The 18,375-nt window shown below is 68.1% G+C and carries 1 protein-coding gene; it reads left to right on the top strand.

Annotated features, from left to right (window positions below; genetic code table 11):
• The first annotated feature begins 13 nt into the window (after nucleotides 1-13).
• Nucleotides 14-18,364: an inositol polyphosphate kinase family protein gene (locus ALI144C_RS33210; protein WP_076991161.1), complete on the top strand. Its 18,351-nt coding sequence runs from the start codon at nucleotides 14-16 to the stop codon at nucleotides 18,362-18,364.
• Nucleotides 18,365-18,375: the final 11 nt, after the last annotated feature.

Below are 18,375 nucleotides of genomic sequence, written 5' to 3'. Positions count from 1 at the left end.
GCGGAGCTGACAGGTGGACATCAAGTTCGACCCGACGTTCGACTGGCTGTGGATCCTGGTCGGTGGTCAGAAAGCCGCGAGGGTCGACGTCGCGGCCACCCGCCAACTGGCTCGGGCGTGGCTGGAGAGCGGCGGCACACTCGAAGGACTGGGCAGGGCCGTCGAGGACCTCGCGGGCGCCGTCGAGCGGACCATGGGCGGCAAGGTCGGCAGAGTTTTCCGTGAGCACGTCGGCAAGCTGGTCACGGCCGTGCAGCCGCTCGCTTCCCTGGCCAAGCAGCAATCGGCCGCGCTGATGAAGCTCGCGCTCGACGTCGAGCAGGGCGTCTACTCGATGCTGATCGAGATCGCGTGGTTCGCCGCGTCGATCCTCTGGGCGCTGTTCAATCCGTTCACCGCCCCGCTGGTGCCCTCGTTCATCACCGGCGCTCGCATCGCCGTGCAGAAGATCCTGCACAAGCTGCACTGGGCGGTCAGGATCCTCGTCGAGGCGCTCGAGGAGGGCATCGAGGAGGTCATCCAGGGCTCGCTGGCCCAGATCACCCAGATCCTCGAGGAGAACCGGACCTGGGACAACTGGGACGTCAAAAGCACGATCGTCGAGTTCGTCGCCGGATCGGCGGCGGGTGGCCTCATGGGCGGAATGCACATGGGCATGAAGAACTGGAAGCCGGAGTGGGAGGACACGAAGCTGTTCCACGGCATCACCGAGGCAACAGCTGATGTGGTCGTCGGCGCGGGAGTCGCGGGCATCCTCGGCGGTGACATGAGCGACATCTGGACCGGCGGGGTCGGTGGTTTCTTCCAGGGCGGCGTGGAAAAAGGCGCCAGCGACATCGGGGACGCGATCGACAAAGCGATCAACGGCACGGGTGAGATCGACGGACCGGACATGTCCGCGTTCGAAGGTGGCCCGGATGACCTGCCGCCTCTGGACTCCGGTGACTCACACGGAGGTGACTCAGACGGAGGTGACTCAGACGGAGGTGACTCGGGCGAGGGCGAGGGCGAGTCAAGCAGGGGTCAGTCCGGCGAGGCTCCTGATCCGGATGGCTCCTCCGAGTCGTCCACTGACGTGAATACTCCGGTGGACAGTGTTGTGACGCCTGAACTGGAGGACGACGAGTTTCTTCCGCAGGCTCCACCTCCAGTCTCGACAGGCTATGGCTCGGAGAACGGGCATGGAGATTCTGGCTCGCCAGACACCACTCAGCCGGGACAGCAACCACGAGCAGGTCAATCCCCCGCCCAAACCGACCCGCCTTGGAGCAACCCAGCCGGGACCAACCAGCAACAAGGCGACAACGCCGTAACACCCCAACCAGAATCTCCGCACACACCCACACCAGATCCTCAGTCGCCACAAGAACCGGCAACGAATGACGCGGTCACCCAGACACCAGTGCACAACGTCGTCACCCCGGAACTGCAGGACGACGCGATACTCCCGCAGGCTCCACCTCCGGCAGCGACGGGTGAGGGCTCGGTGGACGGACATGAAGGTTCTGGCTCACCAGAGACCACCCACTCAGGACAGCAACCACAGGCAGGTCAGTCCACCACCCAAACCGACCCATACCGAAACAACCCAGCCGGGATCAACCAGCAACAAGGCGACAACGCCGTAACACCCGAACCAAGATCCCCGCACACACCCACATCGAATCCTCAATCACCACAAGAACCGGCAACGAACCACCCAGTCACCCAGACATCGGTGCAGAGCGTCGTCACCCCAGAACTGCGGGACGACGCGGTACTCCCGCAGGCTCCACCTCCGGTCGTCGCCGCGAACCCGGGTCCCGACTCCTCTCAGACCGCCCAGTCAGGCACGCAGCCGTCCACTCAGCCGCAAGGGCAGATCCGGGCCACCGAGTCGCAAAGTGGTTCGACGCAACAGTCCGGTTCGACGCAACAGTCCGGTTCGGCACAACAGGGCGGCTCGACACAACAATCCGGTTCCACGCAGTCGGATTCGCGGCACAGCGGTTCGCGGTTGTCGCTGTCGGTGGATTCGCCCGTGTTCCACGTGCAAGGTGCGGAATCGGGTACTCCCGGTCCGGTGGCGCCGGAGTCGTCGCAGCGGGCCGGCGGTCATGGCGGATTCGGTTTCCGGGATGAGCGGAGGATTTTCCAGAAGCCGACGAATCAGGTCGAAGAGGACTTCCACGCGAGCATGCGGGGTGGATCGCTCGATCCGATCAGGACGGTGATTCCCGCGTCGTACACGAGGCAGGAGGTGGATGACCGGGAGCGGATGCGCGGGATCGAGCCTCCAGCACGGCAGGAAGACGCAGGGCCGGAGATCTTCCTCGAGAACATCACCGTGAACATGGTCGACCCACGGTTGCTCGACGTGAAGATCGGGGCGCGCACGGCAAGCAAGACCGAGTTGCGCGGTGGCGGGATGTCGCTGGCCGCCGCGTGGTACAAGAAGTCGAAGATGATGGTCAGCGACCAGGTCACCGGATCTTCCCGGAGAGGTTACCGCGTCGTACAAGCACCCGGCATGGGAGACTCCCGCTTGCAGGCCGGTCGACACTCCAATGAGCACATCGCGGAATACATTCCCACAGCGAGTTCGGACGAAGTGTGGACGACACACCGCGATCGGATCGTCGAGGACCTACGAGACGTGGTGACCGCGGCCCGGGAGTCTCACTACACGTTCATCGCCGCAAGCGTGTTGATCGCCGTCGGAACCGAGCCTGGTTCCGACCTCCCGTTGACACGGGTCAGCCTCATTGATCACGCGCACCCCATCCGCCGCGAAGGCGCCTGGCAACGAGACCCGCAATTCGAGAAGTACCACACCCGTTTCATCTCCGGCCTGGAGAACTTGATCGCCGAATTCGAGCGGCTCGAACCCCCTGGTCGGCAGGGCACCCGGAACAATGTGGTCACGCCACCGCTTGAGGGTGGCGTGGTCGTCCCGAAGGCTCCGGACGGGAACACCGGGTCGCGCTCGTCCGGCTCGAATTCCAACGCACGTGGGCAAGACATGGCCCTACCCGGTCCGGTCCGGGCTTCCGACGCACCGTCGGGCGACGACTGGCCACCCGCCGTCGAGTCTCCATCGAACGCGGAGTCCACTTCGGACCAAGGTGGCGTCGTCGGCCCGGACACCCGGTCCACGTCGCGGTCGTGGCAACGGGAACAGGCGCGTCTGCTGGAACACCACGTCAACGCGCGTAATTTCGCGGGTGCCGAGTCGGTGTTGCGTGGGTTGGGCGGCGATGTGCCGCGGATCCAGTCGGTGGAGGACGCGTACCGGTCGGCGACGGGACGTGACCTACGAGCGGATCTGGTGTCGTTGCGCCTGGGCGAGAACACGCTTCGCGTGCTGGCGCAACTTGACCAGTCACAGGACAAGGCGCGGCGCGGACAGGCGGCAAGAGTGCGCAGGCGCGCCGGAACCGAGGTTGACCGCCTGCTGGGCGCTGTCTCCCTCGCCGAGGCGGAGGCATGGTTCCAGCAACTGCGCGGGCTCGCCTTCGAACACCCCGCCACCCGCGAACTGCCGCCGACCCACGGCACCCCCGAGACCAGTGGCGACTCCCGGGCACACCGCGTCGCCGAGACCCTGCGGCAGCTCGGTGCCCGCCCGTACCGGATCTCCGCGGCGGGACCGGGCATGAAGATCACCGGCCTCGACGGCGACCGGCCCGTCGAGATCCCGGTCAACAGCCACGAGGCGGTCGCGGTGCGTGTCACCGGGCAGAACGGTCCCCGTTGGGTCGTGTTCGACCCGGCGCTGAACGTCGTCCGCCCGATGACCGAGAACCAGTGGATCGCCGGACTGAACATCGACCCCGGCTCGGCCCAACGTCACACAGGCCCGGCGGCGGATGTGAGGCAGCAGGGCAACAAGCCCGTGGTCACGATCACCAACGTCGACGTGCGGAACAACCGACACGGCACAAATCCGATCACGCCGGGTGCCGGCGGCCGGGGCAGGCCAGGGCCGGACCCGGAACAGCACGTCTACGCGACTCCGCATGGCTACTCGCGTGAGAACCTGCAGCGGGCGGTCCCCAAGCAGCGGGGTCGGCTGCGCACGGTGCCCGGCCGTCTTGAGACTGTCCGGTCGGCGTTCGAAGTCCGGCGCGCCAAGGAGACCAACGGCCGAGGTGAGCGGGTGGACACCGCCGAGATCACGGTGTACGTCGATCTCGACCCCACTCGTCAGCACAGCGAAGCGACCCGGCAGCAGATGCTGGTGAAAGCGCAGCGCGCCGTCGACACCTACTACAACGGCGCGAATCTGCGCACGCCCAAGGGCGAGCTGTTGCGTTTCCGGATCATGCCGGTGAGACCGGGAACGGTGCCGCACCACAAGGTGCACCTCAGCGCCGACCCGAACACGACGATCGACCAGAACCACTGGCGGCTGGACCAGTTCGCGGTCCAGACCGCGCACGAGTACGGCCACATGATCGGTCTGGTCGAGGAGTACTCGGCGGTCCCTGGCCAGTTGAACGTCACCGGCACGGTCATGGGCCACCACCTGGAGATCGGTCCGGACGGCGAACCGCGACCGATGGCGGCCATCCGCACGCCCGAAACGTATGCCCAGGTGATCGGGTGGTTCATCGGAGACCTGCCCACCGAGGTGCGGCCCGTGGCACCGGCCACGACGGAGCCGGGCGACAACACCAAGGTCACCGACGACCTACCGGATGGTTCGGTCCTGCCGAGGGTGTACGTCGGTGGCAGCGAGTCGGCAGGCAAGACGTTCGACCGCGGCGGCACGCGCTCGTCGAAGCGGCGGGGCAACCGGCAAGAGCTGCAGGTTCGGGAAACCGAGAGCAACCTCGTCAAGAAGCCCGACGCCCTGCCCACGGCCGACCAGGTCTGGGAGAAGCTGCCGCGATCCCTGCGGGAGAGCAAGTCGCTCGGAATCGCGAGCCAGCAGGGGGACACCTACGGCCCCGCGGTGGAGATCGAGCGGATTCTGCGCAGGCACGTGCCGGGCGTCAAGAAATGGGAGGGCGCCGCTGAGGCCGCCGACGAGCTGAAGGACTCGATTGTCGGCACCGTCGGCGACGCGGGTGGCCTGATCTCCGTGAAGGGTGACGGCAAGGTCTACGAGGTGCAGGTCCGCACCAAGATCATCAAGAACGGCATGGAGGTCAAGGGCAAAGTCGGCTACACACTGGGCAAGGGCTCCAAGGTCAAGGCGAAGACCGTGAACCACGAGTCGAGCAAGCGGCAAGCCAACGTCATGCCGATGTTCCAGTTGTCCGCCCTGCCCGGCATCGTCGTCCAGGCCATCCCTGCCCTCCCGGTGTCGCCGACCGAGGAGACCGGTGGCGACGTGCGGCAGGAGCTCGCCGACTCGAGCGCCATGAGCTTCTCCTCGCCGCACGAGGTGGACTTCCCGCTCGAGATGACGTTCACCATCCGCGACTCGGACGGCACCAGCCTGGCGACGACCATCGAGACGGCCAACGTTCTGCTCAGCGTGCCGGTCGACCTGGCAACCGACGACAACCCGGGCGCGCGGGTGCTCGCGGCGCAGCAGCGCAGCAGAAACGGGATCGTGCAGCCCGTGCGAGAGAACCTGCTGAACCAGCGGGGTATCAGGAGAGTCACGCAGCCGCTGCCGAAGCAGTTCATCCCCGAGTCCGTGGTGGTCAACCGGGATCCGTCGCCGAAGCGGGGCAAGTCGTTCCCCGAGCAGGTCATCGCGGCGCTGGGCAAGCGTTACCAAGCGGCCACCGGAGTCGGTGCGTACGGCCGCGGAGTGATCCAGGAGTTCTTCGGCGAGGGCAACATCGCCGCACGGCTGCGTGAGATGACGGCTATGCCGACGCTGGAGAACGGCGTCCCGGTCGTCGATCCCGAGTCCGGCTGGATCGACTCCCCGCCGATCTTCAAGGGCCGCAACCGCGGCGGGTTCGAGTGGCGGCAGCACACCACGCAAGTGCAGATGCGTGCGGTACCGCGCTGGGTGAAGGTCCAGGAGATCCGCGACGGCGTGACGATCACCGAGCGGCGGCACGACCATTTCGGCCACTCCTCGGACAGCTGGGTGAAGCGCCGCTACGGGCTCACCGGCTTCGTCGGTGGCGGCGCCGACTTCCAGCCCGGGTTCACGGCGGCGGGCGGTTTGGCGTTCAACACGAACGTCGAGCACCACGCGGGCCAAGGGCTGGAACAGTCGCACGCGGTCAAGGACGCCTTGGAGATCAAAGGCGCTGCCGTCCGCTACGACGTGGTCTACGACATCGAGTTCCGGTTGCTCGGCAAGCAGGGGACGACGCCGAGGAAGCTGGACGGCAACGTCGGCGCGACGAACTGGGCAGCCAGGATGCACGCGGGCCGTGCGGGGCTGGTGGAGGCGGATCCGGCCGACAGCACGTTCAGATCCGGTGACGAGCGCACGAAAAGAGGTCCCCGTGAGTTCGAGAGCGGCGACGCCATGCTCGGCATCATGGACGAGTTCACCAGCGGTGAGCTGTTGGACAAGGCGCTCCGGCCGGTTCTGACGCAGCTGCCGAAGGTGGAAGGCTGGTATCTCGACAAGGCGAAGTTCCTCCGGCACCTGCAGAACCACTCGAGCAACAAACGCCGGTTCATCGCGCCTTTCACCACCGACAGGTCCGCGAACGGACGGCTGACCGCCAAACTCGCCGAGGCGCTGAAGCACGGACGCGACCTGAGCGATGCCCTTTCCACGACCGAGCTGAACCACCTGCGTGACCGGTTGGTCCAGACGTCGCTCCACATTCCGCTCAAGAAGTCGGGTTGGTGGCACGACCGCACCGTCACTGTCGTGCTCACGGCAACGACGAGCGCCATCGAGGAGGGCGATCCGCTTACCGCCGACGAGATCCGCGGCGTCTTCCGCGCCAAGGACACCGCGAACGCGGACGTGGGCAAGGGCCGCGACTTCGAGGTCGGCGGCGGTCCGCAGGGCCGTCTGCTCGGGCCGCTCGCGTCGCTTCCGAACAGCAGCCCGTTCGGCGTGCTGCTGTTCGGCGTGCGTGGCGCCCGCTCGTGGATGCGGGACACCACCCTGTCGTCCGGCGGCAGGCGCAAGATCGAGCGGAGACGCGGCGGCGTTCTCAACGAGGACGGCACACTCGGCGACCACAAGGTGCGGCAGTTCCGCACGAACATGACGGTCCACACTGAGATCGACTACAGCAAGCGGCACCGCGAGCAGATCCGCAAGATCAGCTTCGGCAGGCGGGGCAGGCACGCGCCCGAGACCGAGCAGTTGACCGCGCCGGACGACGTGACCTTCGACCTGCGCATGTTCGTTCCGGAGAACACGCTCGTCGACTGGACCACGCCGGAAGACCGGCAGGACGCTCCCGCGCCGCGGCCGACACAGCGGATGGACAACCCGCCGCGACCGTTCGAGCTGCGGGAACAGCCCGCGATGTCGCGCGGGTTCGACGGCATCGAGGTCGTGACGTTCACCGCCGCGCCGCGTATACAGCAGTCCGCGTTCGACATGCTGGACACCACCACCCACCACGATCCGATTGTGCGGGCACGCAACGAGACCGTCGCCCGCGCGATCAACTCGCGGCTGTCGCCCGAGTCGCTCAAGCGCGACCCGCGGCTGTTCAACCGCGCCACGATCGTCAACGCGGCCCAATTGCACCACGGTCGCCGCATGGAGGACCTGAGCGCGACGGTGGGCGTGAAATTCACGCCGAGGCTTTCGGCGCGACAAGTGACCGCGGCGGAGTACCAGCAGACCGTCAGCCAGATCGAGGGCACGAACAAGGCAGCGGGCAGCGCCGGTACGACTGACCAGTACCGCGGTTACGTCGTGGCGGTGCCGATCATCTCGCAGAAGCCGTTCACGGAGGTCGGTGGCGGCAGCTCCAACGAGGTCGCCGCGCGGTGTGTGTTCGTGGTGGTCGCGTCCCCTTACGGTGTCAGCCGCGGCAGGTCGGCCACGGCGCACGTCAAGAACACCGAGAAGTTCACGGTCAGCACGCTGCCCCAACGGATGGTGCTGGCACGTGTCGACATCGAGGCCACGGTCGTGGCGGAGGCCGGTTACCAGGGCAACCTCAGCTTCGGACTGGCCGCCAACGACATGCCCGAGGTCGCGGGCGAGATCGTCGACGTGCCCGAGTCGGCACTGGTGTGGCTGACCGAGGACCAGTTCGCCGAGTTGAACGGCGAGACGCCGACCCAGGACCCCGGTGTCGGCACTGAGGAACGCGGCATCGAACCACCCGCGTCACTGCGGGTGGGCGAGGCGGCCAAGCAGTCGATCGGTCTGGGCGGCATCATCGACCCGATCGACCTGACAGAGCAGATCGACACGATGCGCGCACAGATCGAGGCCACTCCCGGCGTGGAACCCGGCCTCGCGCAACGTCTGTTGCCCACCAGCGAGCTGGACGTCAAGAACGCCAACATAGAGACCATCCAGTGGTTCCTGAGCGACGCGGGCCGGATGGTCAACAGCCTGCTCAACGGCGGCACGATGACACCGGTCCGGCTGGAGGACCGCGTCACCGGCAAGACCTACAACCTCATCGCGGAAGCCGCGTTCACCGAGTCGCCGCAGCGGGGTGTCGTGCGGAACGTGCAGGAGCTGAAGGCGGCGGTGTCGGTTGAGCTGGGCGTCAAGCGGATCAGGAACAGGGCCCGCACGCTGCTGACCATATTCGCGTCCGCCCGGTCGGCGCTGGCCATCCGCGAGCAGGCGGGTGAACCGGCGCGGGACGGCCGGGCGACGGGACAGGTAGGCGCGGGTCCCAACATCGAAGGCGGTTTCGGCAACCGCGACCGGAAGAAGGTCACGGAGTCGGCCACGAAGTACACGAACAAGGCGTCCACCGAGGGCCCCGTCGCCGTGCACCGCGGTCGGCTCGACGTGCGGCTCAGGATCGAGCGCCACGGCGAGGTCATCGCCTCGGTGACGACGCCCGAGGACGTCAGGATCCACAAGATCGCGGAGGAGTCGTTCCCCGCGCCGCGCTTCGAGCGACTCGGCTCGGTGGAGACCGGTACCCCGGTGCGGACCGCGGCGATGTCGGACGAGGACCTGCGCAGGTGGCGGGACGAGACCGAGGACGGCCGTCCGACGGTGAAACTGCCCGACCCGGCCAAGTTCTTCCCCGAGCACTTCCTCGGAAACATCCGGCACATCCAGAACGCAGCCAAGGCGGCGCTGGTCGAGTCGCTTGGCATCACCGATCCGGCGACCGACTCCCGGATGGAGAGGATCGAACGGACGCTGAAGGTCGAGTTCGTTCCTTCGGGTTCCAGGGCGGGGATGAAACCGCAAACGGGCGGCGTGTTCAAGGTCTCGCTGGAGCACGGCCTCGACCGCTCGGTCGAGATCCACACGCGGATCCCGCTCAAGCCCCGCTTCGCCAGCGCCAGCGCGACCGTCGACGTGAACTCGGAAGGCTCGACCACCGGCAAGTCGCAGGTCCAGGTCACCACGGGCACCAAGGTCGAGGTGCTGCAGACCGTTCCCTTCGGCGCGGGCGGCGAGTCGAACACCGTGCTCTCGGACGGGGAGAACAAGATCCGCGGGGCGTTCGACGACAAGACGACGTCCACGCACCGCCAGGACCACGTGCTGGGTGGGCCCGACTCGGAGAAGCTCGAAACCAGCAGAGACGTGCGGCTCGACCCCCGGATGTCGCCGACCGACTCCGCCGAGGACAAGCTCACCCGCGTCCTGCTCGCCGACGCCGACCACCGCGTCGTCGTCCGGCGCGGCACCAAGCCCTTGTTCGGCAAAGAGAAGGTCACCTACAAGGACGTTTCCTTCCGCGACGCGTACGCGTTGCGGATGCGCGACGCGGACGCCGCCGTGCTCACCGGCGAGTCGATGCACCCCGAACTCGTCGGCGCCACCCGCCACCTCGCCGCCAAGGGCAAGGCATGGCTGGATGCCGAGCAGAAGAGGAAGGGCGCGGACGCCGGAGTCCGGGAGCTCGAGGAAGTCATCACGACCTCCGACCGGCAGGAAGCGCGCAGGCAGGTGAAGCGGGAGCGACGCATCGCGGACCTGGCGACCCAGATCCGCCTGCAGGAGGCCAACGTCGCCGACGCGGACAAGGCGTTCCGGGACGCCCGCGCCCACGACGCGCCAACATCCGTGCGCGACAAGTACAGGGCGTTGGGCAGCGCCAAAGCCGAGTTGCGCAGACTGCATGACACGTACGACAAGCAGGCCGCCCTCGCGCGGCTCAGCGGAAAACTGAACACCGACGAACTGACGAACTACTCGACGGCGCTGACGAAACAGCACGCCGCCGAGCAGGCCGAGCAGCAGGCCGAGCAGGCGTGGTGGGACGCCAAGGCCGTCTACGACCGTGAGATCGCCGCCGCCTACGCGTTGGAGGACCAGCAGCGCGAGACCGGCACAGCGGCCACGACCAACGTGGCCACGGCAGGCGACACCGCACCGGAACAGGCCACCGACCGGAACGACGTCAACCGGAACGGCGCCGACGACACGGTTGCGCCCTCGCCGCTGGCCGACAGGGGCGGCAACCCGGTCGGTGCCCAGTTCCCGGCTGACTCGACTGTGGCGGTCACACCGGACACGCCTCCCGGCCGCGTCCGCGGCGGGCTGCGGCACCTGTTCGGCTCGTTCTTCTCACGGAGCCCGCGCACCGACCAGGAATCCACGGGCTACCCGTTGGTCGACCTCAGCGGCAACCGGGTCGGCGCCACCTTCCCCGCGAACGACACGTCGACGCCACCCGTCCATCAGGACGACGCCGCGGTACGCCCACAGGACAGGCCGCGGACGCCGCCGAGCTCCACTCCGCAGAGCCCGATCCAGCAGACCCCGGCGCCGCTGGTGAACGAGGACGGCGACCAGGTCGGCGCGACTTTCGGCGGCGACCCGGACGAACAGATCCCCGGCATGCCCGATCCGACCCGGGTCACTCCTGACGTGGACGAGGACACGGTCCTGCCGAGGGCACCCGAACCGATCGGGTACCGGGGCGGCGGGCCCGTCGAGACCGAGCCGCAGTCGCCAGAGCTGATCCCGCTGCCCCGCACCGACGACACGGTGCGGCCACCAACGGTGCACACACAGCGGTCCGAGATCGTCACCGATTCGTGGACCGCACGTCTCAGCGGCGACATGCCACCGCGCACCCAGATGCCATCCGCGGACCGCGCGCGGCTCAACGAGATCATCGCCCGCGTCGCGGACGACATCGTCTCCCGTGTTCTCAGGGGCCAGGAGTTGCCTGACGTCCGGCTGCGCCTGACGGACACCCCCGTACGGCTGGACGAGCGTGGCGACGCGATTTTCAGTGCGCTCGAGAACACGATCCGCGCAGCCGTCGCCAGCCGGGGTGTTGATCCGACCTCGCTGCGGCTGGACTTCGACCATGTCTCCGACGGGAACGAGGACGTGGAGCACGCCACGGTGGGCATCACCGTGCACCCGTCTCCGCGTCACGCGCCGCAAAGCTACGAGGCGATGACCTCGCTGGACATTCCCTTCGCCGACCAGGGTGCCCGGCCGTCGGCGGCCGCACGCCGCCGGGCCGAGCAGATGATCACCGGCTTCATGCGGCGCGTGCGTGGCGGCTTCGACCTGGACCACCCGCCGCTGCTCCTCGTCGACCTGCGGACGACCGCCCCGAAAGCGGCGGCACGCACCCGTGGGATCACCGCGTTGATCAACGACGTCGTGCGGGCCGCGCTTCCCATGGACGCCGACGTGCCCCCGGAGCAGTTCATCGCGGAGCACGTCCGGTTCCACGTGAGCTCATCGCCGAAGCACGACCATTCGGTGCTGTACCTGGACGTCGTCGCACCGACTCCGATGCCCGGCACCTTGTTCGACGAGTACCTGACCGGCCTCCGCCGGCAGCGTCACGAAAAGGTCAACCACTGGTCCGCCGTGCTGACCTCGACGCGGCCTTCGACGCTGAGTGCTGTGGATCAGCAGGCGCTGCGGCAGGCAGCGGACGAGTTCGCACGCGAGGTGCACGTCCGCCGCGAGGCAGGCAAGCAGATGCCGGACGTCTGGCTGCACGTCCGGACGCCCACGCCGCCGCCCCATGGTGTGCGCCACGAGTTGCACCAGTGGCTGGAAAGCGTGTTGCACGACGCGGTCGCCGCTCACGGCCCCGTGCCGGACGACTTGACCTTCACGCTCTTCGCGACCCAGGCACGGTCAGGAGAGCCGGTCACCGTTGGGTTCGGCACCCACCGCACGCCGGATGGCATGCCGGACGACTACCGCGAGAGCAGGCAGCTCACCGAGCCGTTCGTGACGAACCCGGCTCCCGCCGTGTCCCAGGCCGCGGGACAGCGGATCGCGTGGGCCGCGGAGGGTTTCACCCGCCGTTTGCTCGAGGAGCCGAACAGCAGCGACGCGCTGAACGTCGGTGTCGTGAGCCGGTTCGACCGCAAGGTCGACGCCAGGATGCAGGTAGCCCGCACATTCGTCCGTGATGGCATCGCGCGGGCGCTGGCGACCACGCCGAACCCGGCCGGGCTCACCGTGGACGACGTGGTGCGTGGCTTTGTGCGGTTCGATGCGTACGAGCAGAGCAGCGGCGTGTCCGTCGTGCTGTTGGACGTCGTCCCGGCGGGCGGTCCTCGCCACGGCATGCCCGTGGCCGGATCGTGGATACCCGGCCCCGAGTTGAGGGTCGTGCCGACCACGGATGCCGAGGCGCAGGTGCCGCGCCTCGGCCCGGCGGGCGGGGCTCGGCGGCCGGTCGGTTCCGCCCCGCTGGTGAAGTTGCCGTTCACCACGCAGCTCGTTCGCGGGCAGCGGGATGCCATGCCGCGCAACCGGGTCGACCACGAGGAGACGCTCGACATCTCGTCGGACGACCCGCTGCGGCTGTCACCGGACGACCAGGCGAAGTTGACGCGTGTCGCGAAGTCGATCGCCCGTGAACTCCAGCGTGCCGTGGCCAACGGTGAGGAATCACCGGACGTCCGGATAGGCGTCGCCGACGGCCCCGAGGAGCTGTTGTCGGAGCACAGCTCGGCGTTGTTCTCGATGGTCGACGACGCTGTGCGCACCGAGTTGGGCAACCTCGGCGTGAACCCGGGCGACGTGCGCTTGGAGTTTGACCAGTACACGACATCGAGCTGGCACCTGGTACAGCGCCAGGCGCTGGTCGTCAGTCTGTTCGGCTCACCACGGCGGACGCCGCAGAGCTACCGGGACTCCGACTCGTTGTCACTCGCGTTCTCCGCCCAGCCACTGGTACTGCCCGGCGCCGCGAGGCGCAGGCTCAACCTGATGGTCGAGAGGCTGCTGAGCGGGCTGGCCGCCGATTCCGACCCGGGCGACCAGACACTGCTGATCGTCGACCTGCGTACTACGCCGAACACGGTGGGCGGGGAGGTGCTGACGGTCACCCAGGCGGTGAACGACGCGGTCCGGGCGGCGCTTCCGCCGGGCTCGGCCCTGACGGTCGAGCAGGTGATCCGCGGCCACGTGCGGCTCGCCCTGCACGGGAGAGCCATACCGAACGGCGGTGTGCACCTCGATCTCATCACCGTCGCGCGACATCAGGCCATGGAGGCGTCAGCTCCCCAGGAGACCGACCAGGTCGCTCGGTTCTCCGGAAGCTCGCCGCCACACGAGAACGCCGCAGCGGACGACTTCTCCGACGGCGAACGGGACGTCGAGTCCGATGTGGATTCCGAAGCCGTTCAGGGGCAGATGGAGGAGCTGGTCGGCTTCGACGGCGACCAGGGCAACGGCACCACCGTCGTCGAACAGGTGAACCCGGACACTGAACTCGAATGGCTCTACCACCCCGACGAGGTCTTCGACAACGTCGACTTCGACGCACCGCTCGGATACCCGTCGTTCCTCCGACCGCCAACCCCGCAGACGGGCGCCGTGGATACCGATCCTGGCAGCGTCCATTCAGAGACACCCGAAACACCGCCGCGTACCCACGACCCGCGTTTCGACCAAGTCGCGAACCAGCCCGCGATCGCACGTGGCGAGTTCCAGCGCGGCGATCCGGAGCTCTCGGCCGAAGCTGCCGCTGAGATCAACCATGCCGCCGCGCGGATCGCCGCGTTCGTCCGGCAGGGGCACACGGAGTTCGACCTCCTCGTGCGGCTGCATGGGCCGTCGAGCGAGATGGCGAGCGCGCACGACCGGACGAGGCAGATCATCGGCCGCGAACTCGGCATCGCGGTCGAACAGTTCCTGAACCGGGGCGGGTATCCGGTGTCGTCGATCGCCGACCTGACGCTGCACGTCGGGTGGGACCTCCGGGAGGACGCCGCGCCGGAGCACTTCGGCCGGTGGGAGCTGCGGCTGCAGCCGTCCAATGCGCTGGTCACCGCGAGCCAGCGGCAAACCGGGACACAGCCGCGAACCGCGACGCAGCCGCAGGCGTCTGCCGTCGCGCGGGGCCAGTTCACCACGCTGGCCGAACCGCACCTCACCGACGCCGACCGCGAGCGCCTCGCTCCGGTCGCCCGCGAGATCGTCCGGCAGGCGATGATCGCGCCCGCCAGCTCCCACGAGGGACTGGATCTACGCGTCACGCTGTGGCTGAGTCCGAGCCGGACGGCCAACCAGCGCATGCGGCAGGTGATCGACCGGATGGGCCGGGAGCTGTCCGCGTTGCTGCAAACGGCATTGGACGAGGAGTTCCCGGCCAGCCAGTACCCCGACAGGCCCGCACCGCAGGACTGGCGATTCACCTTCATTCGCACGCCGGGCGACCGGACCAGCAACGGCGACTGGGAGCTGGCCGTCCACGACAGCCCTCGGCGAACCATCGACTCCTACCGCGCGCAGTCCGACTTCCAGACGCGGATGACAGGCGAACACCACCTGGCGGTCGTTGACCGCGACCGCGTCCAGTGGATGGCGCAGGGCTTCGTCGACAGCGCGATGCGGGGGCCGCAAGGCGCGTTGCCCCGGTTCGACCTGACAGTTTTCACATTCGGTCTGCCCGGATCCACTCCGGTCCATGACCGTCTCGAACCGTTGCGTCGGATGGTGGAGCAAGCCGTGCGCAACCGTCTCGCCGAGTACCCGCCAGGCACCGCGAACGTCACGATCGAGCAGCTGCTGGAGCGAGTGAACGTCCTGGGCGAGGCCATCAAGGTGACTGATTCGCGGTTGGGACGCGTGCGCGTGCAAGTGCACGGTCCGGATGTCGGCACAGCTCCGGGCGGTGTCACGATGGACGGCCCGGTGGGGACACTGGAGAACCCGATCCCGTTGGCAGACTTGATCTCGTCGGACGACATCGAGTTGTCCGATGTGGACTTCGTGCCGTTCGAGGACGGTGCGGGCCGGACCAGGATGGTGTTCTTCCCTGGCCCTGGGCAACACGAGGTGTCGATCGCGCGGGAGGCGTTCCGCCGGGGTGTGGTCGCCGACGGTGAACTCGCTGTGGCGATGCACCACAACGAGCACGGCTTCGCGGTGCGCCGGAAGTCGGACGGCAGGATAATTCGGCTGTCCGAGCGTGCCGTGTCGCGTCTGCTGTGGAGTGCCGGGCTGCCGGGCGACCAGGGGTGGCGACAGGTGTCGAACCTGCTGTGGCTGAGCTGCCGGGTGGCGGACCCGGCACTGGGAGACCGTCTCGGCCGAATCGCGAACTTGTTGCGAACACAGGGTTTCCGAGGATCGGTGACGGGACCGGACTCGCGGGTCGAGGTGGTGGAGGACGGGTCGGTCCAGCTGGTGGACGATGGTCGGTTCGTCACGATCGGACCGGACGGCGAACGCACGACCCACATCGGCGGTGTGGGTGCCGAGGGGACTGGGCGACCGGTGCGGTCCCTTGTCATGGCCCCGGACGACATCCAGTGGATGGCGCTTCGGGACACGCGCGGCAGGATGAAGGTGCTCAGCGTGGTGGCCGACGAACCGCGCGCGAACGCGGCACCCGTCGCCGCACGCGGCATCAGTGAGGTCAGCGAGGGCCTGATCGGGGTCGGTACCTTCGACAGCGACGGTTCTCCCCAGATCAACGCGGACGGCACGCCCCAGTTCGCCGAAGTGGTCGCGGAATGGGTCGGCGACGTCACGACGTGGTTGATGCTGTCCGCACGCGACGGCTTGTTCCACGTGCCGACGGTGGACGGTCGGCACACCGTGCTCACCCCGGTTGAAATGGCGGAGAAGTTCGTCGGCAGCCAGTGGTTCACCGAGATGACCACGGGAGAGGTGCGTCCGACACTGGTGCTGGTGACCAACGACAACACCGCGCCGCCGGGCACGTCGTCGGCCAACGAGGCGTTCCTCACCAGGCTGTTCGAGCTGACCGGGCCGTGGCAGTCGTTCCACTACACCGGCCCGGTCGGCAGCCACAAGGGTGCTTTGCTGGTCGGCAGCAAGTTCGTCGCCGGACCCGCTCTGACCCTGACCAATGTGCGTCATCGGGCGTCCGGTCGTGTCCTCTCCCTCCACCCCACGCGCACGAGCCATGCGGGCAGGCCGAACTCGCTGACCGTGGGCCTGGTCGGCACCGATCGCAGGGCCCGGGTCGCGCTGACCCCAGGCCGGGCGCTGGTCGACCTCGGCGGCAAGCAGCTTGGGATGCTGGTGCTGAGCGATCCCGCCGTGCGGGCGCGGCTCGCCGCGGACCCGCAGTTCGCCTTGGTGCTCGACACGGACGCGACCGAGGTGCTGGTCAACTACGGCGGGCTCGGCTTCGACTTCGCGGGCGCGCTGCGCAGCGAGCGTCTGTTCAACGACGTTTACGTGCGCACAGCCGATGGCGCGATGACGCTGGTGTCCGTGCCGAGGGCCAGCGACCTGAAGGCGACGTCGATCCAGGGCCCGAACGGCGAGAAGGTCGGCGTGTTCCTGCGCTACCCCGGCGACCGAGCAACACTGGCGCGGGTGCGGCACTGGGCCGCCGCGGGCGGCGCCAACAGGCAGTTCGCCACGACTGCCGACGGCAACCAGGTGAGGCTGCCGTGGCGGACGGTTCCCGTCTTCGTCTTCGCCGCACGCGACGCACGTGGTTACCAGGTAACCCGCTGGGATGACACCGAACTGTCACTGTCGGCGGAGGGCGTTGGCCTGCGGCTGCGCGACGGCGACCGCGTCCGTGCGGCCGCGGGCACCTCCGGCTCCGTCGACGGTGCCGAGGGCGACGAGAAGCCCTTCCTTCTGGTGAGCCTCAACGGCCCGGTGGTCGGACTCGACCAGTTCGCCGCGCAGTTCGTCTCGGCGGGTTACTCGCGCACCTTCTACGGTCCGCACGGCGTGCTGACCTTCCAGCCGGACGGCACCCTGCACGTGACCTCGGCGAGCTTCGAACGGGTCGCTGCTGTCGTGCCCGGACCGGACGACGTCGTGAGCTTCGCGCGGGCCAACGACCGGCTGGGGACGCGCGGCGCGGTCTTCCCCGCCAACAGCTTCGACCGGTCGTCCGCGCCGTTCATCGCGGTCAACGACCGGCCCATGAACAACCGGATCTACTACTCCATCCAGACCTCGCCGGACGGCTACGGAGGACTGCGCACGGTCACCACCGCGTACCTCACCCCTGGCACGGCGCATCCCGCTCGTACGGTCGTCGTCGACATCCACAGCGATCCCGGCCAGTTCTACTACCGGATGAACACGAACCGCCCCCAGCACGTGGGCGATGTCGTCGGCCTGTCCGGTGCGCTGGCCGCCGCTGCCATCAGCGGAAGCCGAGCCTTCCAGGACACTGGGGTGTGGCAAGGCGGTGAGGTGCACCTGCTCGCCTGCTCGGCCGACGACTTCGTCGAGGCGAACGGGCTCAGTCCCGCGTACCTCCTGCTGGAGGCGTGGAGCCAGGGCGGACCCGCGCCGAGGCTCATCGCCCCGAGCCACAACGCGGTGATCAACAGTCGCAGCGGTCGCCGGATCCTCGTGGGCGGCGGTCACTACCGCGAGGTACTGGTGCATGGTGAGCCACAGCGCGAGCCGATCCCGCTGAACGACCTCGCCGCGAACTCCATCGCCCCCGCTGTGTCGACCGACGTCGACGAGGTGGACGTACGCCGTGCTGCCCGCCAGTCCGCGCGATCCGCGATGTGGCGGTTGCGCCGGAACGTGGAGCTGCCCGAGGTGACGGTCTACGGCTACGGCTACGACGAGGCCCATGCCGACGCGCGGGCGCAGCACGCGGCGACCGCCTTCTACAGCGAACTCGTCAGCGAGTTCCAGCGGCTGGACTCGATGAACCTGCCGGTTCCAGGAGGAATACCACTACGGACGGTGTTGCGTCCGCTGGCCGATCTGCCACCCGACCAGGAGGGGACCTCGGCCGTGGTGGTGGTCAGCCTGGTCGAGCGAGACCTGGGCATGGCGGCGCTCGACGGGCTCGCGGTGATCATCGGCTTCAACAACTTGAACGAGTACCAGGCGGTCGACGAGGCCTTCGCCGCGCTCGATCCCGAGTGGTATCCCGAATGACCACCAGCACC

It is taken from the genome of Actinosynnema sp. ALI-1.44 (genome assembly GCF_001984155.1).
Lineage (GTDB): Bacteria > Actinomycetota > Actinomycetes > Mycobacteriales > Pseudonocardiaceae > Kibdelosporangium.
This window is presented reverse-complemented; position numbering and strand designations above follow the sequence as displayed.